Genomic DNA, 24,188 nt, shown 5'->3' on the forward strand with positions numbered 1-24,188 from the left:
ATACAGCCCCCGATACAGCCGAAGCGTCTGGCGGACGCCAGTTTTATGCAAGGCCGGACCAACCCAACCCCATACCGCGCTGATCGTCCGTTGCGCTGACCGCCACACGGCGTCGGCCAGCTTGCGGTTGCCCATTCAATGATGCTCGCCAGAATTGGGGGCCTACGGGTGTTTCCGCCGGGTCATCGCCGGGTTTTTACCCGTATTGAGATTGACGGGGCGTATCACGTTGATTGATATTGGTTCTGGCGAGGCCCAATAACCTTCATTTTGGGGGGAAACGACAGCAATCCCCGTGACGAACGGAAAATCTGGCGCTAAACCCCCGCCACCGAATCCAACGCTAAAGGACTCAAACGATGAACAATGCTGAACTTGCAGAGAAAATTGCCGCCGACCACAATGTGACCAAGGCCGATGCGCGCAAGCTGGTGGACGGCGTATTCGCCGCCATCGCCGATGCAGCTGCTGCCGACGAAGAAATCTCGATCAACGGCTTTGGCAAGTTCAAGGTGAAGTCGACCCCGGAACGCGAAGGCCGCAACCCCGGTACCGGCGCGACGATCACCATCAAGGCCTCCAAGAAGCTCAGCTTCACCCCTGCAAAGGCGGTGAAGGACAAGCTGAACGGCTGATCCGGCCGGTTCTTTTTGGTTCAAGCAAAGCCCCGCCCTGACCGGCGGGGCTTTGTCGTTATGGCGACCGGCGCAGCGGCTATCCCCAGCTGGCTGAGCGGTGCGGTTGCAACAGCCACGGGGTCGCGATAGGGCGACAAGCGTGGGCGCATCGATCGACATTGGACTGGATGAGACAGGGCAACCTGTCTGCATCGACATGGAAGAGCTGCTGGCGACGCGGCTTCTGGTCCAGGGCAATTCGGGCTCGGGCAAGTCGCATCTGCTGCGCAGGCTGCTCGAAGAGAGCGCAGGCCTCGTCCAGCAGGTGATCATCGATCCCGAGGGTGATTTCGTCACTCTCGCTGATGCCTATTCGCATATCGTGATCGATGCCGGCGACTATAACGAGCGCGAGATCGCCCGCATCGGCGCCCGCATCCGCGAACACCGCGCCTCGGTGATCCTCAACCTCGAACAGCTCGAACTCGAGGCGCAGATGACCTGCGCTGCGGCATTCCTGAATGCGATGTTCGATGCCCCGCGCGAGCATTGGTATCCCGCTTTGGTGGTGGTCGATGAAGCGCAGATGTTCGCGCCTTCGGTGGCAGGCGACGTCCCCGATCCGGTCCGCCGCGCCAGCCTCTCTGCAATGACCAACCTGATGTGCCGGGGGCGCAAGCGCGGGCTTGCCGGCGCGATCGCCACCCAGCGGCTGGCCAAGCTTGCCAAGAACGTTGCCGCCGAAGCCAGCAACTTCCTGATGGGGCGGACATTCCTCGATATCGACATGGCGCGCGCCGCCGATCTGCTCGGCATGGAACGCCGCCAGGCCGAGCGTATCCGCGACCTGTCGCGCGGCTGCTTTCTGGGTCTGGGCCCGGCGATCTCGCGCCGCCCGGTGGCGATCCGCATCGGTGCCACGCGGACCATGACCCGCATGGGCACTCACACGCTGCTACCGATGCCCGAGGCCGAACCGCAGGACATGCGCACGATGCTGTTTGCCGAAATGGAGGCCGATGCCCTGCCCCCCGCCCGCCCGGCCCGCGAGCGCCCGATCGCTGCCGACGACCTGATCCGCGCGATCGCCGAGCCCGAACCATCGACGCAGCCTGCGATCTTTGCCGCGCGGCAGGAGGCGGAGGACGCAGCCGACGCGATCGACGCCGAGGCGGTGATCGTTTCGGTGCTGCGCGACATGCTCGCCGAAGCCAGCGCGTCAGCGCAACCCGATGCATTGCTCTACCAGGATTTCTCCGTCCGCTGCCGGATGCAGCGGCTGGTGCGCGCACCGCTCGATCTCGAAGGCTTCCGCCACCGGCTGGCGTTGGCGCGCGGCGGGGTGTTCGATCCCTCCGACCCCGTATGGGCCCCCGCGATAGATGCCGCCGCGCGGTTGCCGCAGGATATGTACGCGCCGTTCCTGCTGATCGCCCGCGCGGCGATGGAAGGTCAGGCGTGCCCCGACGATGCCGCTTTGGGGCGGGCCTATGGCACCAGCTCGCCCGGGCGGATCAGGCGGCTGATCGACTACATGGAAAAGCAGGGCGTCATCGTCGTCCGCGCCGATTTCGGCGGGCGGCGCTCGGTGGGGATCCCGGAGCTGGGGCTGAGCACCGGGGCGGAGTGATGCTTGTCGCCATGGCTATCCGTTTTCCGGCGAACGCCAGAATCCAGAGCGTCATCAGTGCCATCCCGCCCCTGGACTCCGGCTTCCGCCGGAGAGCGGGCTGAGCGGCAATCAGAACTCCGTCGCCTCGAACCGCACCGGTTCGCCCACAGCGCTGCCCGCCAGCGTATCTTCCCACATCACCCGGTGGCCGCGGATGATCGTGCCGATCGGCTTTCCGGTCAGCTCCATGCCGGTGAACGGGCTCCAGCCGCAGCGCGATTCGAGCCAGTCCGGCGTCACCGTCCAGCGCTTCTTGAGATCGACGATGGTAAAATCGGCATCATAGCCCGCCGCGATCCGGCCTTTGCCGACCAGCCCGAAGATGCGCTGCGCGCCAGCCGAGGTCAGGTCGATCAGGCGCTGCATCGACAGCCGTCCATGGTGCATATGATCGAGCAGCAGCGGCAGCAGCGTCTGGACGCCGGGCATGCCGCTGGGACTGTCGGGATAGGTCTTCGCCTTTTCCTCGATGGTGTGCGGCGCGTGGTCCGATCCGATGACATCGGGCACGCCCTGCGCCAGCCAGCGCCAGAGGCCATCGCGGTGCGCGCCGCTGCGGATCGGCGGGTTCATCTGCGCATAGGTGCCCAGCCGCGGATACGCATCCTCGCCGGCCAGCGTCAGGTGCTGCGGGGTGAGTTCGCAGGTGGCGATGTCCTTGTGCTGCGCGATCAGCTCGAGCTCGGCAGGCGTGGTAATGTGCAGGATATGGATCCGACGCTTCGCGGCGCGCGCCAGCCCCAGGATGCGCCGCGTCGCCAGCATCGCGCTTTCGTCGTCGCGCCATACCGGGTGCGACGAGGGATCGCCGGTGACGCGCAGGTTGGCGCGCTCGTTCATCCGAAACTCGTCCTCGGCGTGGATCGCGACGCGGCGCTTGCCGCTGGCCAGCACGCGCGCGAGCGCGCCGTCGTCTGCCACCAGCAGATCGCCGGTCGATGCGCCCATGAAGATCTTGACCCCTGCGGTGCCGGGAATTCGCTCTAGCTCGGCGAGTTCAGGCGCATTGGCACAGGTCGCGCCGACATAGAACGCATGGTCGCACCACATCCGGTGGTGGGCGCGGGCGAGCTTGTCGGCGACGCGATCGGCGGTATCGGTGTTGGGCTTGGTGTTGGGCATCTCGAACACGGCGGTGACCCCGCCCATCACCGCAGCACGGCTGCCCGATTCGAGGTCTTCCTTGTGTTCGAGCCCCGGCTCGCGGAAATGGACCTGGCTGTCGATGACGCCGGGCAGCACATGCAGCCCGGTGCAGTCGATCACCTCGCCCGCATCGGCAGCAAACGCACCGATCGCAGCGATCCTGCCGCCGATGACGCCGATGTCGGCTGCCACCGGACCGCCGGGAAGGTACACAGAACCGTTCTTGATGATGAGGTCGAAGCTGCCCGTCATGTCCGTCTCCGCTTGATAAGTTGCGGTTGATACGCATGTAGTTGTCTATGTCCAGCCATAGCACATTGACGCACCGCGCGCTTATCCGCCTCTCGCCTGCCGATTCCGGTGAAGACGTGCGGAGTTTTCTCCAAGGCCTGGTGACGCAGGACACGCGCCGCGTTCTGCCCGGCGCGCCGCAATATGGCGGTTTGCTGAGCGCGCAGGGCAAGACGTTGTTCGATTTCCTTCTGTGGGATAATGGCGCCGACGTGCTGATCGACTGCGCGCGCGCGGCGGCAGCGGACCTCGTCAAGCGGCTGGGATTCTATCGCCTGCGTCGCAAGATTTCTATCGCCCTGGATGACACCCTGGCCGTTCATTGGTCGCCCGATCCGGTGGATGGCGCCGCGCCCGATCCGCGCCTGGCCGCTCTGGGCTGGCGCTGGCTTGCGCCGGCCAAGTCCGAACCCGGCGCAGACGAAGCCTGGCGTGCGCACCGGCTGGCGCTGGGCGTGACCGAGGGTGCAGCCGAGATCGGTGACATCCTGTGGCTGGAAACCAATGCGGTCGAACTGAACGGCGTGAGCTTCGACAAGGGCTGCTATGTCGGTCAGGAGAACACCGCACGGATGAACTGGCGGCAGAAGGTCAACCGCCGCATTGTCGTGCTGCCGATTGCGCAGGGCGATGCAAAGCGCCAGAAACTGGCGCACGACGATCTTGGCCTGTCGGTCGAACACCGCCGCCTCGAGGATCTGGCAGCGCTCGATCTGCCCGAATGGCTGCGTTCTGCGATCACGTGAAAAGTTAGCCTGAAGCAACATTTGATAATCTGGGAATTTTATCGTATAACCGCCTTATCCCCGTAAGTCAGTCAGGCTGATCCCATGTCTCGCCCTCTCAATGATCACGACGCCATCCGCACCCAGTTGATGGATGCCGCCGAGGACATGGTGCGCGCGCGCGGCGCGATAAACCTATCGCTGAGCGAAGTCGCTGCGGCCTGTGGCATGTCACAATCGAGTTTCTACCGCTATTTCGCCTCGAAAGAGGCGTTCTTCGAAGCGATCGCCGGACGCTGGTTCGAGGAACTCAACCAGATCATGGAAGAGGTCGTCGCCTCCGATCTTCCCCCGCGCGAGAAGCTGTTCCAATTCTTCGCCCGGCGTGTCGCGGTCAAGCGCGCACGATTTGAGGCCGACCCCAATCTCTTCCGCGCCAATATGGATCTGGGCGAGGAGCATTGGGAGGTCATCCGCGGCTATGTCGACCTGGCAGACCATTACATGGCGGTGGTGCTGGGCGAAGCGATGAGCGAGGGCTATTTCGAGGGCTATGACCTTGACCATATCATTGCGATCACCAACCTGATGGTCCAGCCGTTCTGCAACCCGTTCGTCATGATGGACATGATGCGGACGGCGACGCCGGACAATCTGCGGATCGTCATCAACACGCTGTTCGACGGGTTGGGCGTGAAGCAGGCGGCGGCGGCCGATAAGGCCAATGTCACCGCGTTACGCGCGATTTCCTGACACCTTGCGCCCTCTTGCCAAGCGGTATCGCTTCTGGCAATGGAGCGCTCCGCACAAGGCCGCCGCAACCGGCAGAGCCATCAGCGGGCGCGTAGCTCAGTGGTAGAGCACACCCTTCACACGGGTGGGGTCGCAGGTTCAATCCCTGCCGCGCCCACCATCTTTTCAATGACTTAGAAGAGATGACCCGTGTTTCCATGAAAAAAACATGAAAAACTTTTTGGCTGGATTATGGCCTGATCCGGTTTGAGCGAGCGTGAAACACACTCGGACACATGCCTCCGCGCACCTCCATTCTGGCAGATCCCTGCTGCTGAGTGATTCGCGTCAGCTGCGTTTCTGACGCTGACCGTCAAACACGATTTAGGTCTTGCAGATCGAATGAGACATGTCGTCCCAACCCTGCCCGCCGCTGACATAGGCTTATGAAAAATTTCGATTGGCTGTCTTGGCGGTTGTCGCAGCGACTGACCAAAAGTTTGTGTCGGCTTTGCAATAGAGGCAGGATAGCCGCTTCTCTTTAGGAGAAGTCGATGGAGGACCAGAAACAAGCATTGCCGCTTCGAATAGTCGCGGCCCGCTTCATCAGCACCGATCAACAGGCTGGCCTAGCTGAATTGGACCGCATTACAGCGCAGGCTTCGCGCGTTATCGAGAAGCGCTACTGGACGTTCAGGCTAGCGCTGGGCGCTACAGCTTTCGCGACCACGATGACGCTCCTTCCAGGGATCTTCCTTACGCTGAGCAATGGACCAGGAGCAACCGCCGTCGTCATCATCGGCCTGCTGTGCTTTAGCCTGATGTTGCTCGCAATCGTCACATGGCGAATGTTCCAATATGGGGGTCTAAAAGCGAAAGCGCCGCAGGCTGCCCTGTACGCAAACAGCGACGATCCAGCAGCGCGGAACCTCGAACGGCTGTTTAAACTGCTGCAACGCGAAACATCTCCACGTGCCTTTTTCCGATTGGCAAATGGTCGCAGGCGATATGTCGATCACCGTCACTTCTTCGGCAAGCTGCGCGCTGCCCATGTAGCCAGAGACAGCACGATACGGAGCGCGTTCTTCAGCCCGATCGGGTCCTGGTTCGATCGGGAGCTGTTTCTGGAGGCAGACGTTGACGACTTCATCGCCGAGGGCAAGGCTGAACCCAGCCGCGCCGGGGCGCCCAAGAAGTATGATTATACCAACGCGGTCATATCACTGATCGAACACCCGCAGGTGCGGACAATCGATGTCTCCAAAAAGCGCGGAAACCAGAAGGTGATTATCGGGCTGCTCGAAGATTGGTATCGCAACAGGCGCCTTGAAGTGCCGAGTGAAACCCAGCTGTCCGGATACGCCAAGCAGATCATCGAAACGATCGCGAAAAATCGCGCATCTTAATCCTCACCTGCATTACCGAGGAAGCGTGCAATTGCGAGGCTGACGAACCCCTTGAATTACCGCGCCATGGACCAGAATGGCCGATTTCCCGAACTTCTGCGTACCGCTGGAACCGCCGCCGGTCATCGGCAAATCACCCCGTCGTCAGCCGCATCGCGGCACTCAGACGGAGGCGATAATGGATGAACTCGCATACTCGATTAACCGCACCGCAAAGGTGCTCGGCGTCGGCAGAACCACGATCTACAAGCTGATAAAATCCGGCCAGGTCGATACGCTCAAGATTGGATCACGCACCCTGATCACGACCGAGTCGATCACGCGCCTTGCCCAGACCCGCCGTGAAGTTTGAATTAGGATCGGCCCTCTCTTCGTTCGCCCGTTCATACTCATGTCTCAAGCCGGAGGACAACGCATGTCCCGGATTCGGTTCACGGTCCCTCGCCCGCTTAGCGAGCCAGATCACATCGCCATTCACCCCCTTGTCGGCTTGCGGATAGGGGAAACCGTTCGGCCCCTGATCGAAACGAATCGCGGGGACATGGATGATGCGGAGCTTCGCCTCTCGACACTCTTCCCGTGGCGCAGACTTGAGAAACTGACGATCGCAACATGTCAGGGTGAGGGCTGCAAATGTTGCACCGACGCCGGACTTCGATCGACTAGCGGGGAGCCCTGCACCGTAGGTGGCATCCCGCTCAGTCGCGACGGCGAAGCACACTCCAATCCGTTGGAATGGGAAGATTTTTCTCACCTTGCCCAGGCAGTTATCGAGAACATTACCTTGACTTGGATTGATGGTAGCGACCACCACGGCACAGCAAATGTATTGATGGAAATCGACCCGGCTGATGTCGATCGCGAAGCCCTAAGAACGATGGTCGATTGCGACGTGGCGATGACGCAGTCGGCGCGGCAGACGTACCCTTCCCGGAAGGTTCGGATCATGGCTGAACCGAACCATTTTCCGGCAAGGTTGCAGGGCCGCGATGCTTCGCATCGGACCCGTAATTTGGATACACACCTCACGCACGGGTGCATCCAGCATTTCCGCCATTTTTCAAGGCAGCGGTCAGGCAGCGCCCTCTCGGGCGGGCCGGAAAGTGGCGGTTTTCCCGCGGCTTCGGAGGCAGCGGATCGGCAGCGCGTTGGAGACAGACCATGACCCTCGCCCGCCATAACGTTCGCTTGCCAGCAGCCATCGACAAGGCGCTGCGCAAGCTCGCCCAGGAGCATGGCGTAACGCCATACGCGATGCTTCAGCGCAGCGTGAAGGAAGGCATTGCTGCGCTGACAATTCCCGCAACCGATGACAGCGAGCGCCGCGAACTCGTTGCCGAAGTCGCTTCCATGAGCGTCAGACTTTCCGATCTTGAGCGGATGATCGACCGCACATTGTTCACGGCTGTCGCAGCATATTGCTATTCGCGCAGCGCCGCGATGGGCGGTGGAAAGACGGACGAAATCATCACTGGCGAAATAAACCGGGCCTATGATCGACAGAGGGCAAAGGCGGAAGGTCGATAATGAGCGGGCACTTCGACCACAATTTTCGTGCCCAGGAAACGCACCAGCAAATGGCGACATAGCCGACGGGAGACATCGAGCGTCGCGTGGCAATTACGGAGCCGTGACCCGCCCTCCGCATCAATGCTGCGTCCGACACAGCATCGTTCATGCACTGACTGCGCTGAAAATCTTGCCGATCAGATGGTCCCCAATCGACATCGCGAGCGCACACAGTCAGTAAAGATGTTTCCAATTGATCGCACGGAGCGGGCAAACTTGATGAAGCAAAAGCGCGGTCCGGGCTCGCTGGAGATAACTCAACGATCTGCTCAGAAGCACACCGCAACTGGTCAAATTCGTGCCGATTGACCACACCTTTGCCATCCCGTTTTGCAACAGGGCATTAGCGCTTGCCAAAGCCGGGAATGTTCTCGAAGATTCTTGAGACATGCGCACCGATCTCGATCATCTTCCCGCCGCCAAACAGCGCGAGCTTGAGCGCGTCGTCGAGACGATCTTTGACGAGTTTCGCGGATCGACCGAAAATGCGACCGGACCGCGAAAAGGCGCGCGCATCCTCAAGATCATCCTTTTCGGCAGCCACGCGCGTGGCGATTGGGTCGATGCGCCGCTATCGGCAAACCAGTACAAATCCGATTATGACATCCTGATCATTGTCAGCCAGAAGGAGCTGACCGACCGGGCCGCCCATTGGGCCAAGGCCGAGGAACGGCTGATCCGGGCATACACGATCGAGAAGACGCTCCATACGCCGGTCAACTTCATCGTTCACAGCCTGCACGAGGTGAACGAGGGCCTTTCGCACGGCCGCGTGTTCTTCATGGAGGTCTCGAAGGACGGCATTGCGCTTTACGAAGCCGATGACCGCGAATTGGCAACGCCGAAGCCGAAGACGCCTGAACAAGCTTTGGCCGCCGCGAAGGAGTATTTTGAGGAAGGAATGCCTACTGCTCTAGCCTTCTTTCGAAGTTTCAAACACGCATTCGAGGATGGCTTGCACAAAAATGCCGCGTTCCAGCTGCACCAGGCAACGGAGCAGCTTTATCATTGCCTCCTTCTCTCCGTCACGTTCTACACGCCCTACAACCACAATATCGCATTTCTACGCTCGCTCGCGGAGGGACTGGATCGCCGGCTATTTGGTATCTGGCTGGGGACATCCCACCGCGAGCGCGCAATGTTCCAGAAGCTGAAAGAGGCCTACACCAAGGCGCGCTATTCAAAGCATTACAAGATCAGCGAAGATGAGCTAACCTGGCTGGCTGCACGCGTCGAAGAGCTTGGCCGTGTAGTGCATCAGGTCTGCACCGACAAAATTGCCGAGCTTGAAGCTGCGGCTGGCAAGTAGACGCGAAACTGGGTAGTGTCTCAGTTTGAATTTAACGGCAGGAAGATGCCTTTTATGCAGGCGGGGCTTCGCACGGCGATCTGGACGTGGCTTTTGCTATATATCCCGCTTCCTGCATAAACTTTGCCGCCCTCGACAAACATGCCGCGAACCGTATCAAACGCATCAAAAGTTGGTTCAGAAGCCGCGTAAGCGTCTAGGATTTTGTGCAAATGGCGCATTACGGCGCAATCGAGAAAGCGAAGCACCCTATCCTTATCCTTCGCGCCTTTTGGGTTTTTATTTTTCGGTATCGGAAGACCACCCTTCCGTTGGACACTCAAAAAAGACTTGTGCGCCGCTCGCAGCAATTCGATGTCATCGCGAGATACAAGGTCAAGGCAATTGCGGAGATCGATAACAGCGCCGATAACTGCCGGCTCTTTGTAATCGCCGATGCTGGTCTTCCATTCAGCCCATTCTTGCGCACGCTTGGGATCCGACTCCCAAAAGTAGGCGCCAGGACCAAGCCAATCGTAATCCCGGTTGCTTTGTAAAATATCAGCACCCTCATTGACTGCCTTTAAGGCGATCGACCGATCACAGCCATGGTAGCCAAGGACGAACGAGGTGGCGAGCCGACTCAAGCGGCTACATTAGCCTTTTTGCTTCCGGTGCCGCCAAACTCGACACGGAGCTTTCCTTTGGTGGTGTAAATTCCTTCGCCAATAAGTGCGGCGCGGGCCGTCTTTTTTGATTCCAAAGCGCGCGAAGTTTCTTCCTCAATCGCGTTGAGGATTTTTTGATTGCGCTGGGAATGTGTCACGGATTTCTCCTTCTTCCACCGTGGGAGCGCGATGGAAATGCGGTAATTAAAGCAACAACGATTAACGTCGCTAAAATTTCCTAGCTGGAGATAACGTTATCCGCGAATAAATTTCAAGCGCTATGCGTTTACACGTTTCGCTTTTTATACGCTCCGCGCTTCGCGGGCGCCGGTGCCATTTCGTCAATCTTTGCGATCACATCATCCAGCGACCAGAGCCGATCAGTGATGCCAGCAGCCATGGCAGGCGACATGCGCAACGTCTTGTGGATGCGCGTGAAATTGTAGAACACGAAATAGAGCGCCAGCGCGTGGATGTGGTTATCCAGTTTCTTTGAGAACGCATCGGTAAGCCGGGTGAAGCGACGCATGGACATGCGCATCGTCAGGTTCTGGCGTTCGACGTAGGACGTGCTGACATGATCGATGTCGGGATTGCCTTCAACACGGACCTTCTTTGCGCCGATGCACTCAGCAGGGCTGTAGCGACCCGGTGCGGTGATCGTGGGGCCATACAGCTTGACGAGCTGGGCATAGTCCACGTCCGCGCCAAATGCGCCTTCAACCGCTTCGAGATAGGCTTTGTGACCATCCGTTGTAAGCTGCACCCGGTTCGCCACACGATCGCGCAAATCGTCCATAAGCACCATGGCGCTTTCGCCCGAGCGATCGCCAACCCAATATGACACGATCAGCTTGGTATCAGCGTCGATCGCGGTCCAGGTCCAAACGTCGCCCGCGCCTTCCGGTGCAGCCTTTGCGGTTGCGACGTTCTTTTGCTTGGCATGGCAGAACGACCAGATTTCATCGCACTGGATGCGCGATGCTTTCACGCCACGAACGTTCTCATCATGGATGGCAAGGCAGGCTTCACCAGCTTCCACCAACAGCTTTGAAACCGTGTTGATCGACACGTCCACAACGCGGCTGATCGAACGCATGGATGATCCTTCGCAGAGCATTGCGAGGATTTGACGGCGCTTGGCATGGTCGAGCTTGTTCATGCCCATCTTGATATGAACTTTCGTGCTTAGCGCCAAGCATATTTATCAATTCAAACTACGTGGGGCTCTCGCTCGACTTGTGGTTTGTCTAGAGTGCTGGCGATTCCAAAAAGCAAATCGTTCAGCTCCTTTTCCGGCAAATTCAGTTCGCGGGCTATGCGCGAAAGCGGTAGCCCTCTCGTCCACAAGTCCCTCAATATCTTAGTCCAAATTTGCGAGGTTTCGGGCGGCAGAGGATTTGGCTCGACTGACTTCCCAATTTTACCCAGAGCAATGTAATTGCCCCTGTAATTCCAGTCAGAAATTCGTTGAATCCTGTTTAACGCAAAATTTAGCGACGCTGCCGACACGCCCCAACGCCGTTTCTTTTCGATCAAATGGTCCAAAGAACGAAAATAAGGAATCTCTGCTTTCAAATCTTCTTCTGGCATCAGAAATGCAGATGCAAACGTGTCGGCCTCGAACTCCGCCATTTTATGTTTGGACCCAGTGTGGCGATGCATAACCAGATGACCAAGCTCGTGAAAGGCGTCGTGCCTAGTGCGCTCCATCGTTTTAGTCATGTTGAGAAAGATATAGGGCTTCTCATCTCGCCAGAGCGAATAGGCGTCCAAATGACGTGTTTCTTCGGCAAGGGAAAAGACCCTAATTCCATTTGTTTCCAAAAGATTGATTGCATTGCCAATCGGACGGGAGCCAATGCCCCAATGCGCGCGCACTCGTGCCGCCGCCTCCACTGGATTTGGTTCATTCATGGGAACCAACTTTAGGTTTGCTTCCGGCCTGCCATAGCGATCCGAAATCCAATCATCGAACATAAAGGCTAATGAGCCTGCGGCTTGGGACGCATCGCGGCTCCGCGCTGTCAGCGAACGCAATGACCGAAAGCTCACACCGTCTGGATTGGGATATTCAGGCGAAGGCCCACTAAAAAACTCAATAGGATATTTTGACGCTTCGATCAGATTGTTGAGCGCATGTTCGGGGAGTTCAGCCTGGCCTGCCTCAAAGCGCTGAATGACCTTGCGATCAACACCAAGAAGATCTGCGAATCCTATCTTAGTCAGTCCGAGACGTTTCCGGACCAACTCTACTCTATCTGGATTAGGCACAACTATTTCCTGATGATCTGAATATCTACCGTTTCAGTCGGATCGACAGGCACAGTGGAAGGGATCGGAGCAATGCCACCCTCCAAGCGGCTATTGAGTATAATCCGCCTTAAGTATTTTGTCGGTGTGCTGCCATTGAACTCCAATGGCAGAGAAATTTCAGCCCCAACATAGCCATTTTCGTCAGCAGGCCCGATGCCAAAAATCCATGTTTGAATCTCATCGACAGGCTGGGGCATTTCAAGAAACGGGAGCCAAGCCGTTTTATTGCAACGAACCTTTGATTTGGTGGCTGCCCCCTTTTGAGTTGCAGCCCGAGGGGTAATGGCCTGGTCAACACTGCCTGCGTTCTCGTCCATATTCATGGGAATAATGCGCAAAGGCTTTGTTCTGTGTCGGATCCCAGGCTGATTGTCGGTGTCGTCGATCACCCAATGCTCTCCGCAGAACTGATCACGAAGCGCTCGTGCAGCCTTTGCGCAACCAATAATGAGCGGAAAGCCTTTAATATCATTGCCGGTGCAAAAGGATCGCTCCCGGTCCGCGAATACCACCGCCTCAAGCAATTTCGTGCGGTCCAAATTCATTTCGGCCAGCTCTGACCTCACAAACTCAGGTTTCTCTACAACAACAGGTTCGACCATCATCTCTGTCCCATTTTCTCTCATCATCTGATGAAGGATTTTGGGACAGGGGTCAAGCGCCTTTTTCCCCCCACCGCTTTGCAGCCGCCTTCTGGGCAATCTCCTTGCGCCGTTCCGGCGTCATATTCTCCGCACGCTTTTTGCCTCCAGCGCGGCCCATTTCAGCCGCCGCGCTGGACAGCGTTTCGCGTTCATCCTCAACCTCACCAGTGGCAATCTTTCCGATCAACACAGCAAGGCCGATGGCGTCGGCTGGGCGCTTCTCTCCGCGCGGACCTTTAGGCATGAGCGTTTTCGCATTTTAGGCAGGCAAATTTTCCGTTGCGGCGGCTGAAGGGACCGCTAATTGTCCACGTCGGGTTACTCGCGCCTTCGCTGCGTTCACGGGTATCATCCTCTGTTAACGTGGCGACGCCACGCGCGCCGCAGTCGCACTGCAGCGGGTGATCAGTGGATATACGTTCAGCCATACAACCTCCATGCTTTCCGCTAAGCATATAGCAAGCGGCGGCTGGATGCGACAGAGCTAGCGCGAAAATTCAAACTGAGACACTGCCCGAAACTGCGTCCACTTGCCGAGACTCTCGAAATCCGGCATAATCTGCCTCACGGAATGGAACGACTGGCGGCCATTTCGGGGATTACCCTGCCAGGCATCATGTAGGTCCGGCTGCGCGTCGGACGGTTGCTGATAGTCGCTCCAGCGGCACCACAGCGAACACCGCTTGCCCATCCGTGCAGTCTTGCGCGGACCGCCGTGGTGCGAGCTAAAAATGATCACCCCATATTTGAACGACGTTTATGCGCGCGAAGTCGTGATGGCGCGCGTTGGCCATCTCATTCGGCGCAAGCAACGCGAAGTCGAGCGCATCACCCGGATGTTGCGCAGCCTGTTCGATCCTGGGCAGGTGCTTGCTCTCGAGCCTGGCAAGATCAAGCGCATTATCCTGATTGGACCCTACGCCCGGCGATCATGGTATGAAGACCGCCGGACGATCGAGTTTTCCGATTACGAGTTCTGGGTTGTCGTCAACCATCCCCTCTTTACCGACGAACGCTGCTGGCAAAATGCACGGGGAACTATCTACCGAGAGCTTGGCAATCGATGTGCCGTGGATGTCGAGATTTACGCCAAATCCGACATTCGGACTGCCCAAGCCGAGCGTGACACGTTCATTGTTGATCGGATCGAGGCAGGGATCACTCTTTATCGCGCATCACGCGATGCCGACCTTTATTCGACAAATGGCTCGGGAGACCGGCCATGAGCGCTGCAATCTCCCATCGTGCGTTCGAAGAAATTTACCGAACGGAACAGAAACGATTGCTCCACTTCTTCAGACGGAAGATTGGTCCAGGTGATGCCTCCGACCTAGTGCAGGAAACATTTGCTCGCGTTTGGCAAAGCGGCGCATTTGACCGGCTGGACAATCCGCAGGGCTATCTCACACGGACAGCTCAGAACCTGCTGATCGATCTGGCGCGCAGACGGAAGCGCAACGCATGCACTATCTGTCCACTGAATGAAGCCCGCGACGCATCACTACCGCCGCACCAAGAGTGGGGAATTCAAGCTCTGGAACTGCGCGCAGCCTACCGGCGCGCGCTTCTGGCTTTGCCTCGGCGAACTCGACGCATATTCTTGATGCAAAGGCTGAAGGGCATGACCTATCGTGAGGTCGGTCAAGAACTCGGTGTCGGCCACCAGTGCATCGAATATCACATGATTGCGGCCCTTCGGGCACTACGAGGAGCTAATCTGTACTAACCAGCCGGCCTGCATTCGGTGAATACCGGTAAGCGGTGATGGAACGATCACGGATCCGCTCCACGGCTTCGTCGATCACAGGCAGCGGGACCACGAACCACTCACGCGGTTTCACCACATGTCCGAACCGGTCTGGTATGGTCAGATCCAGTTGGGTCTCTGCAAACACCCTGTGCAGCAGGCCTTCTAGCTTTTGGCAGTTTACCCCGTAGACCTTGTAGGTCGCTACTACATCTACTCCCGCAAGCAGATACGTAGAGCTCTTCTCTGCGCCAGATATTCGTACTTCCACAGATCCGCTAGTGACGCCGATCTTGTGCACGACCTCCCTGTGCTCTGCCACGAACGGGTGATCGGACTCGCTCCGCAGCACGTAGATCGTGCCTGCTTCGGATACACCATCTTCGGATCGGTCAGCAAACAAGGGGCCGGGTGCTGGGTCTGTGATCCGGCGCCCAGCATCGTCGTCGTGCAACTGGCGCTGAAGCGAGCGCATAAGCATGCCGCTCTCGGTGCCATTGTCGAAGATCACGCGCAGTCGGGCATCGGTGCGGCCTTGCGCGTTAGTAAAAATATCGTCCATTTCGGCGACATAGCTGATCTGCCCGCCCACAATGAAAAAGGCCCCAGGTCGAATTTCCGCCTTCAGTTCGAACGGCCGGGTCACGCGTGTTCCCGCGGCCAAGTCCTGCTTCACCTGCTCGAACAGGGGTTTGAACTTGTCAAAGTCGTGACATTTATCGCGCCGGGCTATCTCCTCAGCCGCCCGCTTTTCCTCGGCAGAGCGAACATGAAGCAGCCGGGTAATATCATTAGCTTCATCTAGGCCAACCAGCTCCGAGGCCAGATCGTCGATATCCAATTCGGCGCCGTGCGCCGGCGTGCTCGGCCCGCTCAACAATCCATGCAGGTCCGCAGATGCCAACAATGCCCGGCAATCCTCCAGCTCACGCAGCCTGCCTAGACGGACCGCATACAGGCGTTCGAAAATGTCCCGGTCTTCGCCATGCTGAGGCACACGCCCATGTTCCTCGAAGAAACGGACAATATCCTCAAAGCCAGCAATCATCCGCTCCTCACGCGGGGTGTAGGAGGTCTGCTTCTTCTTGGCAGGGGCGAAATCGGCGAGTTCGTCGGCGAGTTCGTCCAGATTGAAATCACTCATAGCGGCCCTCTTCCCGGAACCGCATAAAGGCTGCTGCGCCTTCCGCAAGCCGCTGCTCCCATGCATCCGACGAAGTGACTGCTGGCAGGCGTCCGCGCTCCCTCTTGAACTTTACCGCAGCTGCTGCGAGCTCCTTGGCTTCCTCGGGGCCAATTTTGGTCCGTTTGGCCGCTATGGCTGCCTGCACCTGCTTGAGGGTGCTCTCGCTCATCGATTTTGCCAGCACAGCATAGGCGGCCTGCCATGGATTGATGCTGTCGATGAGGTCGATATCAAGCTCGCGAACATCCATCGCATATTGCCGCACGCCCTCGAGCAATGCGGTGTTGGCGCGCTGCTCGCCATCGCCGCGATCGAGCGCATCCATTGCCAGCGCCTTGGCCTTCTGGGTCAGGTTAAGCGCAGCAATGGCATGCTGACGCACTGCCTCCTGATCATCGGCGCTGAGGTCGGGGTATCGATCCCGGACGATCGCGCTCATTGCCGCCTGGGTCAGTTCCTGCGCCGGCGTTTCCTCGTCGAACATGCCGCGCTCGGCGACCGACTTCTTCTGGACGAAGGCGGCTATCACCTCGTTCAGATCTTCTTCGCAGATACGTGCGGCTTCGGGAGATTTGGGCGTGACCAACCCTGCGATCTCGAAGTGATATTGGCCGCGCTCCTCATGCACGCCCACGTTCGCCTTGCCTTCCTGATAGCCCCCCGGACCATAATCGAAATCCGGCAACGGTCCGGCGCTTTTCGGGCTGAATGTGAAGCGCGGCGCCAGCACCTGTTCCATCAACAAGCTGGCTGCGATCGCCTTGAGGGTATCGTTGATCGCATCAGCAACCGCAGCCTCGGACGCATCGGGCTCGGCAATGAGGTTGGTGAACGTGGCCGTCGTCTTTCCGGGGGCATCGCGCGTCGCCCGTCCGATGATCTGGATGATCTCGGTGAGGCTTGAACGGTAGCCGACAGTCAACGCATGTTCGCACCAGATCCAGTCGAACCCTTCCTTGGCCATGCCGAGCGCAATGATGATATCGACGTGATCGCGGTCGTTCTTGTGCGCCGGATCCTTGAGCGCGGACAGCACCTTGGTCCTACGGGCCGAATCACTGTCATCGACCAAGTCAGCAATTTTCAGCACCCGGCCATCCGGCATGGCCACCAGCTCGAAACCGGTCACCGGGTCCGCACCCTGCCATTTGCCCAGATAATGCAGGATCTCGTTGACCTCGCTGACCTTGTCCTTGGTGCTTTCCCGCGCATTGACCGAGGGAATGTGAACGATGGTCTTGAGCGCCGGGTCTAGGCAGTGCTCGATCGCCTCCAGATAGCGCCCGGTATAGAAGAAATAGCCGATGTTGAGCGACTTCAGGTGCTCATAGCCGTTGAGCTGCTCATAATAGGTATAGGTGACCGGCTCGAATTTCGCCTCGTCCTCGGGCGTCAGCACCGGCACCGCGTCACCGCGAAAATAGCTGCCGGTCATGGCGACGATGTGGACCTTGTTCCGGCCGATGAACGCTGCGAGCTGAGCACCAAGACGGTTGTCTTCACTCGCCGACACATGGTGAAACTCGTCCACGGCGATCAGGTGATCGTCGAATGCCTCAATGCCGAATCGATCGACCGCGAAGCGAAACGTCGCATGCGTGCAGACCAGCACCTGATCGTCGCTCTCGAGGAACTGGCCAAGCGCCTTGATCTTGGACGGATCGGACTTTTCTTCGTCCAGGCCTGGCGTGTTGCACAGGTTCCATTTTGGCTTGACGCTCCAATCCGCCCAGAAGCCGAACTGCGACAGCGGCTCATCGGCAAAGCTGCCGCCGATGGACTTTTCCGGCACTACGATGATCGCCTGACGCAGCCCCTGATTGTGCAGCTTGTCGAGCGCGATAAACATCAGCGCGCGGCTCTTGCCGGACGCAGGCGGGGACTTGATGAGCAGATATTGCTCGCCGCGCTTGTTGTACGCGCGCTCCTGCATTGGGCGCATGCCGAGTTCGTTCGACTTGGCAGAGACACCGCTGCGGGCGGTTTGGAAGGAGACGGCCGGAATGGGACGAGCGGACGTCATTGCGGTGTAGCCCCCTCGCACAGACTGGTCATGTCCGCATGTATGAGCTCTGCTCGTGCCATAAGAAAGGCGTCATAATCGTTGCCGACGAGCGCGTCGAAGGGAACGAGATGACTCTTAAGCCGCTGATGCACGACATTTTCGCCCAATGAAGCTTTGGCGGCTCTCTTGGCGATATACTCTGACGGGGTCTGTGCCCCCACCTTACGGTTGGTGGTCCAGCTGATAAGTGCGCAATTGAGTGCACGATTCACTTTTTCATCGGCACGGTCGCCGCTCAAGACCCCGACCGGGTAAAGATGATGGAACTCGCGTCCATGGAAATTGTCAGGGGTGATTGAAGCGCCATCGGCGAAATCGAGGGCTCCGCGGCGCAGACCTGTGACCATCATGGCCCTCGGCAAGCGGTCCTTTCGGCCTGGCCATCCGGCCAGCACCATCTCCTCCTTGGCAGGAAGGGGATTGAAGACCTCGTCAAACAGTTCGCATGCCGTGTCGGTCTTGCCAGCGATGATATCACGCAAAGCCTTGTAGTCGGCATAGGCGCGGGTGGCCGAAGTCTTGCCATATCGATTCGTATAGCAGGCGCGCCAAAGCGCTTTTCGGATCAGTGTCCGCGCGTTGCCACCGGCGTCGAAGCCGTGTTCCGGCACATCCGCCCATAGCGCGCAAATCAGATACACCGCGACTTCGCTGGGCAAGCACTGTTCGTTGAGAATGGCTTCGGACCGCAGAAACGCGATCCCATGCTTGAAGCCGTGCTTCAAGCGGTCCCAGACAGATGCGAACTCATTGCCGAAGGAAGTATCGAGGTAGGTCTTCTTGAGTGGAGGACGTTCCATCAGCAACGCGGCAACCGACAGGATGCTGTCCTCAATGCGACCGAAATCTCTCGCGGCAGGCACCGATGCGACCAGTTCCCCGACCATATCATGGAGGCTGTCACCGGTCGCACTTTCAAGCTGCGCGACGACAATGTCAAAATCCTTCAACGGGGTGGCGGACGTGTTCATCTTTATGAAGACGTCCAGCGCCGTATCTCGTCCTGTCGAGGAAGTGAGCGAAAGGAAGGGGATATTGTAGCCGCTGACACGCTGGCGCAGCGCTGATGCGCGCTTGGTCAGCGCCTTGGTAAGCAACCCAGCTCCATCCAAAGCATCTTCCCAAGCTTCGAGAGCTGCTTCGCCTTCGGCGCCGGGGCAAAGGATCGTAACAGGAAGGTAGCCTTGTTCGAACATCGTAACGGGGTCATTCGCCCACACTGGCTGCAAAACTCCCTTTCGATCCCAACGCTTGACGATTTCGACCTTGGGCGCGTCGATCGCCTCATCGTCCTCGCCAGCCTCTTCGCCCTCATCGTCCGGGACAAGTTTCACCAGAACGTCCAACCCGTCGCGGCGATAGTTTCCTGTCAGGCTGCGCCACAGTGCCGTCATGCGCTGCTGTCCATCGAGCAGGTGCAACGTCACCTTCCCAGCGGGTTTGGGCGCTCCGACAATAGGGCGCGAATGGAACAATTCCTTGTCGCCAATTTCCAGCGTGAGCAGCGCGCCGATTGGCAGGGGCGGATCGCGCAGGATATTCTCAAGCGAACCAACCACCTGGGCTGGGCGCCACGCCTCGTGCCGCTGGAACCGGGGCAGGACGATCTGCCCCTGCTTGATCATGGCGAACCAGTCTTCGATCTTCTTGTTGCGTGCTTCCATGCTGGCCTCCCCTATCTTGTCAGCGTCCTGAATGCCGCATCAGAAATGCTCTGTAATCACCCAATGGGAAGACCGCACCATATTGGCTGTTTTTGGGAGACACAGATCCGATCTGGTGCCTCTCAATAGCTTTTGGAAGCGGATGGGGCTGTCATTTCCTGGCTGCATGCTTGTCCACGAAGGCAGCAATGCTACCGTAACTCTCCTTCACGCGCGTCTGTACCTTCCCCATCATGGCGGAGCCGCGCTCGGGCCAATCATGACGCTCGAACAGGCCGGTGAAGTCGCCATAGTGGCGGGCGGCAATTTCGCTGATGGCCTTGGCATCCCAGCCCGGCGGCTTGCTCATGGTCTATCTCCCCAATATGCGGTGCATTGATCGATTCGCTCAGCCTTGCTCAACATCCACCGAATTCGCCTCGAACGATCAAAACTCTCCTGACGGTCAGCTTGTCTGCTAGCTGCTTCACAGCACGAGACGGCCTCGTAGCGCAGTTAAAGCGTCCCGTATCATAGGTCGGGTCAAACTCGCCCAAGCCCAATTCATGGCGCACTTCCTTCTCCCAAAGCTCGAGCGCATCGCTGGACTGAACACTATCGGTCGAGAAACTGATCCCCACGTCATTTGTCGCGCGGGAAGCGCCGAAACGCAGGTCGATTGTCGGATCGGCCGCATTACCGCAATCTGCTAGACATGTTGCTGTTATTGCGCCTGAATCACCCGGCGTCGAAATCTGACCAAAAGTGGTCTTCGGGCTGATCTTCCTACCCATTATCGTCACTTGGCAGGACCGGCTGACATTGAAGAACAACGTAGTGATGCGGTCACCTTCAGACCAAAAATTGATGGTACATCCGCCAATGTCATAGACCAATGTGCCGGGGCGCTTGTCCTTTGGCGTTCCAAGTCGTTGCTCCAAGAACGCCGGGCTCATTCCGATGACGTTATCAGACGTCGCAAATGCCAACATTTCACCTGCCGAAGGGACCGATTCCTTAGTTGACGGCTCTGATGGGTCGGCGACCGCAATAGAAGGAGCGACCGTTGCCACAACTGCATCGCCGCTGTACTCCGACGCCGGGGTGGAGTTGCCAGCCAGATAAATCACTGCCGCAAGAGCCATCGCCAACACGGCAACGCCGATGGCCCATACCAACCGTGTGGGCCGGCTTTGGCCGCTCTCAGAGCCAGATGACAGGATCTCACGCTTTTTCGCGTCAAACTCTTCTCCGGTTAGCGCACCAGCCTCACGCAGCCGATTCAGGCGTTCCAGCCTGTCGAGATCGGTATCTTCGCTCACGCTGCTTTCCCTTTGCCGGTCATCTTGGTGTACAGCTCGAAAAGTTTTTCCAGCCGCTCGGTGTCGTTCTTGAAGCGGCGGCCGATATAGATGCGCTCCAGGACCTCGTCGTTGTCCTCATGGGCGCGACGGAGGTTTTCGGGCATGGCTTCGGGATTGTAGAGATCGGCGATAGTGGCAGGGAAATGCGCCTCGCGCGCGAGCAGGATGTTCTCGGCGCAACGGGTCAGGTCGGCCTTGTTCTGCTCGGTCAGCTTGGGGAGCGGGAAGGTGTTCCAGCCCATAGTGTTGGAGTAGCGAAAATCAGTCTTCATCTTGCCGCAAACCGTAGCGACCCACATCAAATGAAGGCGCGATGCGATTAGCGCCATATGCCACAGGGGCGCGTCATAGATCGCCAACGCCAAGTTCGACACACGGACTGGCGCATCAAGCAGGCCACAGGGCAGATAAGGGCGCCGCTCTGAAGAAACGCTTGGAACAACGATCGAGTGACGGCTACCAATGATGGTGCGCTCAAATTTATAGGGCGTCTCCAACCCTGCTCGACCTCTCTCGCTCCCGTGCAGCCGATAGGTGCGGATAGCCTCTAACCGCGCCGCAATTGGCGGGATCGAGAATGCTAAATCAGCTTGGTCATCGGTGATCCAGAGACAGTAGCGGGCCAGGCCATTGATGAACTCTGCTGACCCAACGATTGGCCGTATCATCGGCGCAGCAGCAGGGTAAGCTTGGAGCAATGCCCGCATCTCCTCGGACGACAGGAGCAAATTGCCTTGGTCTCGGGGGATATTCCCCCCGAACATCACTGCGACATCTGAAATGGGTGCCGACGAACGCTCAACGATGATCGTGTCACCTGCGGTGAGATAAGGATTGATCTCCGCAACCTCCTTGCGCGCTTCATCGGAGTAGATGAACCTCGGGCCTTCAACCTTTGCTGCGACGCCGACGATCACGCAGGTGACCTGCGCGTTTCGCGAAGCATTGTTCCCCCACATAAAGTTCTGATGTGCGAAAAATATGGACTGGCCGGTTCTGAAGATTCTCGGCCAGATCAGCGGAACCTGGACGCCTTGACAGATCGAATTGGTCGAAACGAAAGCGAAGCGACCGCCAAACCTTATGTATTCTGAAGCCTTCCAGAACCACGCCGCAATGTAATCGACGGAGCGCACGTCCTGCCTGCCGAACCTAAACTGCTGGAGCTCCTGCTTCTGCTCGGGTGTCTGGACCTTGTCACCAATATATGGAGGGTTACCGCAAATGTAGGTCTCGCCCCCGGCGTTCTCGAAGTCGATCTCCGACTGGTCGAGCGGCGTCTGGAAGAGGTCATCCGCGCGCACTTTCACCCCCGTCCCGTTCGGTGGGCAGATGCTCAGCCAGTCGAGCCGCAGGGCGTTGCCGCAAGTTATCCAGTTCTGGCTGTCGAGCGGCAGGAACTCGGCCAGTGCCTCCTTCTGGCCGCGGTAGAGCACATCACACTGGTATTCGGCGATGATCAGCGCCAGTCGCGCGATCTCGGCCGGGAAGTCGCGCAGCTCGATGCCCCGAAAGTTGGTGAGCGGGATTTCGGTCTTGCGATCGAACTCGCCGCGCCGCCGGTTGATCTCCGCCTCAATGGCCCGCATCTCCTTGTAGGCGATCACGAGGAAATTGCCGCTACCGCAGGCCGGATCGAATACGCGGATCTTGGCCATGCGGCTGCGCAGATTGAGCAGCTTGCGCGCGTTGTCGCCCGCCTCCTCCAGCTTGGCGCGAAGATCGTCGAGGAACAGCGGGTTCAACACCTTCAGGATGTTGGGCACGCTGGTGTAATGCATGCCGAGAGCGCCGCGCTCCTCGTCGTCGGCGACCGCCTGGATCATCGAGCCGAAGATGTCGGGGTTGATCCTAGTCCAGTCGAGATTGCCGATGTGGATGAGGTAGGAGCGAGCGATTTTGCTGAAGCGCGGCACGTCGATATTGCCGCTGAACAGCGCGCCGTTGACGTAAGGAAAGGGATCGGCCCAGCTTTTGATCCCCGCCGCCTTGCGATCGCCAATGGGGGTGTTCATCGCGCGGAACAGTTGCTGGATCACCTCATGGGTGTTGTCGCCAGCGCCTGCGCTCATCTTCTCCACCGTTGAAGTGAAGCGATAGCTGGGGTGGAAGATGTCCGTATCCTCGGCAAAGAAGCAGAAGATCAACCGGGCCATGAAATGGTTCATGTCGGCGCGGCGCTCGGCTTTGGCCCAATCGGGATTATGGCGGAGCAGCTCGACATAGAGCTTGTTGAGCCTCCCGGTGGCGCGGATGTCGAACGAGCTCTCGCGAATCTGCGCGACAGTGGTGATCCCGGCGAGCGGCAGGAAGAAGCCGAAATGGTCGGCAAAATCGGCATAGTCGCAGGCGATTGTCTCGCCCGTGGTAACGTCCTCGGCCTGAAATTCGGTGCCATCCGTGGCGAGGATGAACCGCGCCTTCTGGCTGGCGGTCTTGGGGCTGGACCGCAGCGCGGTCAGCGTGTCGTTCACCTGGTTCTCGGAGCTGGTGGCGATGTGGATGTGGCTGCGCTGCAGCACGCCGCCGGAGAGGTCCGACTGGTTGGTGTTACCAGCGCGCAGGCGCGTCACCGTGGTCGCCTTGTTGCCGAACGCAGCGAGAAACTGGAACGGAAACTCGCCTGCATCGAACGGCTGCTGGGCAAGTTCGGATACGGCTTCTTCGATTTCGACGGGGTTCATGCGCCATCGTCTACAGCGCCACATCCGCATCGCCAAGCGGGACAAGGTTCAGCATGGGGCTATGTTGCCGAGCGACGATGCGCACGGCGGCGTTTCAGCATGCGGTCGGCCAGCGACAACTTCAATCGGCCATCGGGCTGCCCTTCGGGCAACCTGCTCTATCCGCTGGCGCGGACCGGGCCTGTGGTCCCGGCCCATTCGGGTGACGATCAGGAGCGGGTGCAAGCTGAGCGGGAGTTTCTGGAGGACGCGCTCTGTCCCGCATGGCCTGTGGCCATGCTCCTGAGGGCGCGGTGTTCCTGAGCTAACCCGCAAGCGCTCTTGCCTCTCTCCTTGCCGGACGCCCGCTGTCCCACTTGGCCCGCGCGCAGGGCGTACGGCGGCTTCGCGCCGTGCAAGGGCGCCGTTATCTGTGCGGATCGCTG

The 24,188-nt window shown here is 58.8% G+C and carries 24 protein-coding genes and 1 tRNA gene; 12 read left to right on the plus strand and 13 right to left on the minus strand.

Features of this window, described 5'->3' with window-relative positions; all coding sequences use genetic code 11:
* Positions 1–359: 359 nt before the first annotated feature.
* Together IEW00_RS01310 and IEW00_RS01315 are read left to right on the plus strand one after the other, a co-directional pair.
* A complete protein-coding gene (locus IEW00_RS01310; protein ID WP_188512556.1) occupies positions 360–635 on the plus strand; it encodes an HU family DNA-binding protein in 276 nt (91 codons plus the stop codon).
* A gap of 142 nt (positions 636–777) precedes the next feature.
* Positions 778–2,247: a helicase HerA domain-containing protein gene (locus IEW00_RS01315; RefSeq protein WP_188512557.1), complete on the plus strand. Its 1,470-nt coding sequence runs from the start codon at positions 778–780 to the stop codon at positions 2,245–2,247.
* Positions 2,248–2,358: 111 nt separating this feature from the next.
* On the opposite strand, the gene IEW00_RS01320 is transcribed toward IEW00_RS01315, so the two are convergent.
* On the minus strand, positions 2,359–3,687 hold the full coding sequence (locus IEW00_RS01320) for a dihydroorotase (protein WP_188512558.1): 1,329 nt from the start codon (positions 3,685–3,687) through the stop codon (positions 2,359–2,361).
* A gap of 47 nt (positions 3,688–3,734) precedes the next feature.
* Here IEW00_RS01320 and ygfZ point away from each other — a divergent pair, with 47 nt between their 5' ends.
* The 8 genes from ygfZ (at position 3,735) to IEW00_RS01360 (ending at position 9,467) form a co-directional block, all read left to right on the plus strand.
* Positions 3,735–4,472 (plus strand): CAF17-like 4Fe-4S cluster assembly/insertion protein YgfZ, encoded by a 738-nt coding sequence (gene ygfZ, locus IEW00_RS01325; RefSeq protein WP_188512559.1) that lies wholly within the window; start codon positions 3,735–3,737, stop codon positions 4,470–4,472.
* Between the two features lie 84 nt (positions 4,473–4,556).
* A complete protein-coding gene (locus tag IEW00_RS01330) occupies positions 4,557–5,204 on the plus strand; it encodes a TetR/AcrR family transcriptional regulator (RefSeq protein WP_188512560.1) in 648 nt (215 codons plus the stop codon).
* An 85-nt stretch (positions 5,205–5,289) separates the two neighbouring features.
* Positions 5,290–5,364 (plus strand) — tRNA-Val (locus tag IEW00_RS01335).
* Between the two features lie 373 nt (positions 5,365–5,737).
* A complete protein-coding gene (locus IEW00_RS01340; RefSeq protein ID WP_188512561.1) occupies positions 5,738–6,589 on the plus strand; it encodes a hypothetical protein in 852 nt (283 codons plus the stop codon).
* A 76-nt stretch (positions 6,590–6,665) separates the two neighbouring features.
* Complete coding sequence (locus IEW00_RS17445) at positions 6,666–6,941, plus strand: helix-turn-helix domain-containing protein (protein WP_229736744.1); 276 nt, start codon at positions 6,666–6,668, stop codon at positions 6,939–6,941.
* Between the two features lie 378 nt (positions 6,942–7,319).
* On the plus strand, positions 7,320–7,754 hold the full coding sequence (locus tag IEW00_RS01350) for a hypothetical protein (RefSeq protein WP_188512562.1): 435 nt from the start codon (positions 7,320–7,322) through the stop codon (positions 7,752–7,754).
* Entirely contained in the window at positions 7,751–8,116 is a 366-nt protein-coding gene (locus tag IEW00_RS01355) for a hypothetical protein (protein WP_188512563.1), read from the plus strand. Before IEW00_RS01350 ends, IEW00_RS01355 begins: the two co-directional genes overlap by 4 nt.
* Positions 8,117–8,546: 430 nt before the next feature.
* Complete coding sequence (locus tag IEW00_RS01360) at positions 8,547–9,467, plus strand: nucleotidyltransferase and HEPN domain-containing protein (protein WP_188512564.1); 921 nt, start codon at positions 8,547–8,549, stop codon at positions 9,465–9,467.
* A gap of 20 nt (positions 9,468–9,487) precedes the next feature.
* Here IEW00_RS01360 and IEW00_RS01365 read toward each other — a convergent pair whose 3' ends face one another.
* The 6 genes from IEW00_RS01365 to IEW00_RS01390 form a co-directional block, all read right to left on the minus strand.
* Positions 9,488–10,093: a hypothetical protein gene (locus IEW00_RS01365; protein WP_188512565.1), complete on the minus strand. Its 606-nt coding sequence runs from the start codon at positions 10,091–10,093 to the stop codon at positions 9,488–9,490.
* Positions 10,090–10,272: a hypothetical protein gene (locus IEW00_RS01370; RefSeq protein WP_188512566.1), complete on the minus strand. Its 183-nt coding sequence runs from the start codon at positions 10,270–10,272 to the stop codon at positions 10,090–10,092. The genes IEW00_RS01365 and IEW00_RS01370 overlap by 4 nt, the downstream gene beginning before the upstream one ends.
* 128 nt (positions 10,273–10,400) lie before the next feature.
* Positions 10,401–11,276: an IS1 family transposase gene (locus tag IEW00_RS01375; protein WP_188512567.1), complete on the minus strand. Its 876-nt coding sequence runs from the start codon at positions 11,274–11,276 to the stop codon at positions 10,401–10,403.
* 50 nt (positions 11,277–11,326) lie between these two features.
* The gene (locus tag IEW00_RS01380) at positions 11,327–12,388 is read right to left on the minus strand and encodes an XRE family transcriptional regulator (protein WP_188512568.1); all 1,062 of its coding nucleotides are present in this window, start codon (positions 12,386–12,388) and stop codon (positions 11,327–11,329) included.
* A 2-nt stretch (positions 12,389–12,390) separates the two neighbouring features.
* Positions 12,391–13,059, minus strand: coding sequence for a hypothetical protein (locus IEW00_RS01385; RefSeq protein ID WP_188512569.1), 669 nt, complete (start codon positions 13,057–13,059; stop codon positions 12,391–12,393).
* Positions 13,060–13,084: 25 nt separating this feature from the next.
* The gene (locus tag IEW00_RS01390) at positions 13,085–13,318 is read right to left on the minus strand and encodes an RNA-binding protein (RefSeq protein WP_188512570.1); all 234 of its coding nucleotides are present in this window, start codon (positions 13,316–13,318) and stop codon (positions 13,085–13,087) included.
* Positions 13,319–13,805: 487 nt separating this feature from the next.
* On the opposite strand from IEW00_RS01390, the gene IEW00_RS01395 reads away from it, so the two are divergent.
* Positions 13,806–14,300, plus strand: a complete 495-nt coding sequence (locus tag IEW00_RS01395; protein WP_229736745.1) for a hypothetical protein — start codon at positions 13,806–13,808, stop codon at positions 14,298–14,300.
* The gene (locus tag IEW00_RS01400; protein ID WP_188512571.1) at positions 14,297–14,800 is read left to right on the plus strand and encodes an RNA polymerase sigma factor; all 504 of its coding nucleotides are present in this window, start codon (positions 14,297–14,299) and stop codon (positions 14,798–14,800) included. The genes IEW00_RS01395 and IEW00_RS01400 overlap by 4 nt, the downstream gene beginning before the upstream one ends.
* Here the strand turns inward: IEW00_RS01400 and IEW00_RS01405 are convergent.
* From IEW00_RS01405 to IEW00_RS01430, 6 genes are all read right to left on the minus strand, one after another.
* The gene (locus IEW00_RS01405; RefSeq protein ID WP_188512572.1) at positions 14,787–15,965 is read right to left on the minus strand and encodes a GIY-YIG nuclease family protein; all 1,179 of its coding nucleotides are present in this window, start codon (positions 15,963–15,965) and stop codon (positions 14,787–14,789) included. The genes IEW00_RS01400 and IEW00_RS01405 overlap by 14 nt on opposite strands.
* The gene (locus tag IEW00_RS01410) at positions 15,958–18,030 is read right to left on the minus strand and encodes a DEAD/DEAH box helicase (protein ID WP_188512573.1); all 2,073 of its coding nucleotides are present in this window, start codon (positions 18,028–18,030) and stop codon (positions 15,958–15,960) included. Before IEW00_RS01410 ends, IEW00_RS01405 begins: the two co-directional genes overlap by 8 nt.
* Positions 18,027–19,736: a DUF262 domain-containing protein gene (locus tag IEW00_RS01415; RefSeq protein ID WP_188512574.1), complete on the minus strand. Its 1,710-nt coding sequence runs from the start codon at positions 19,734–19,736 to the stop codon at positions 18,027–18,029. The genes IEW00_RS01410 and IEW00_RS01415 overlap by 4 nt, the downstream gene beginning before the upstream one ends.
* A gap of 151 nt (positions 19,737–19,887) precedes the next feature.
* Positions 19,888–20,085, minus strand: coding sequence for a hypothetical protein (locus tag IEW00_RS01420; protein ID WP_188512575.1), 198 nt, complete (start codon positions 20,083–20,085; stop codon positions 19,888–19,890).
* Positions 20,086–20,134: 49 nt separating this feature from the next.
* A complete protein-coding gene (locus IEW00_RS01425) occupies positions 20,135–21,037 on the minus strand; it encodes an SHOCT domain-containing protein (RefSeq protein WP_188512576.1) in 903 nt (300 codons plus the stop codon).
* A complete protein-coding gene (locus tag IEW00_RS01430) occupies positions 21,034–23,763 on the minus strand; it encodes a class I SAM-dependent DNA methyltransferase (RefSeq protein ID WP_188512577.1) in 2,730 nt (909 codons plus the stop codon). Before IEW00_RS01430 ends, IEW00_RS01425 begins: the two co-directional genes overlap by 4 nt.
* Positions 23,764–24,188 lie beyond the last annotated feature (425 nt).

It is taken from the genome of Blastomonas aquatica, assembly GCF_014639875.1.
GTDB lineage: Bacteria > Pseudomonadota > Alphaproteobacteria > Sphingomonadales > Sphingomonadaceae > Blastomonas > Blastomonas aquatica.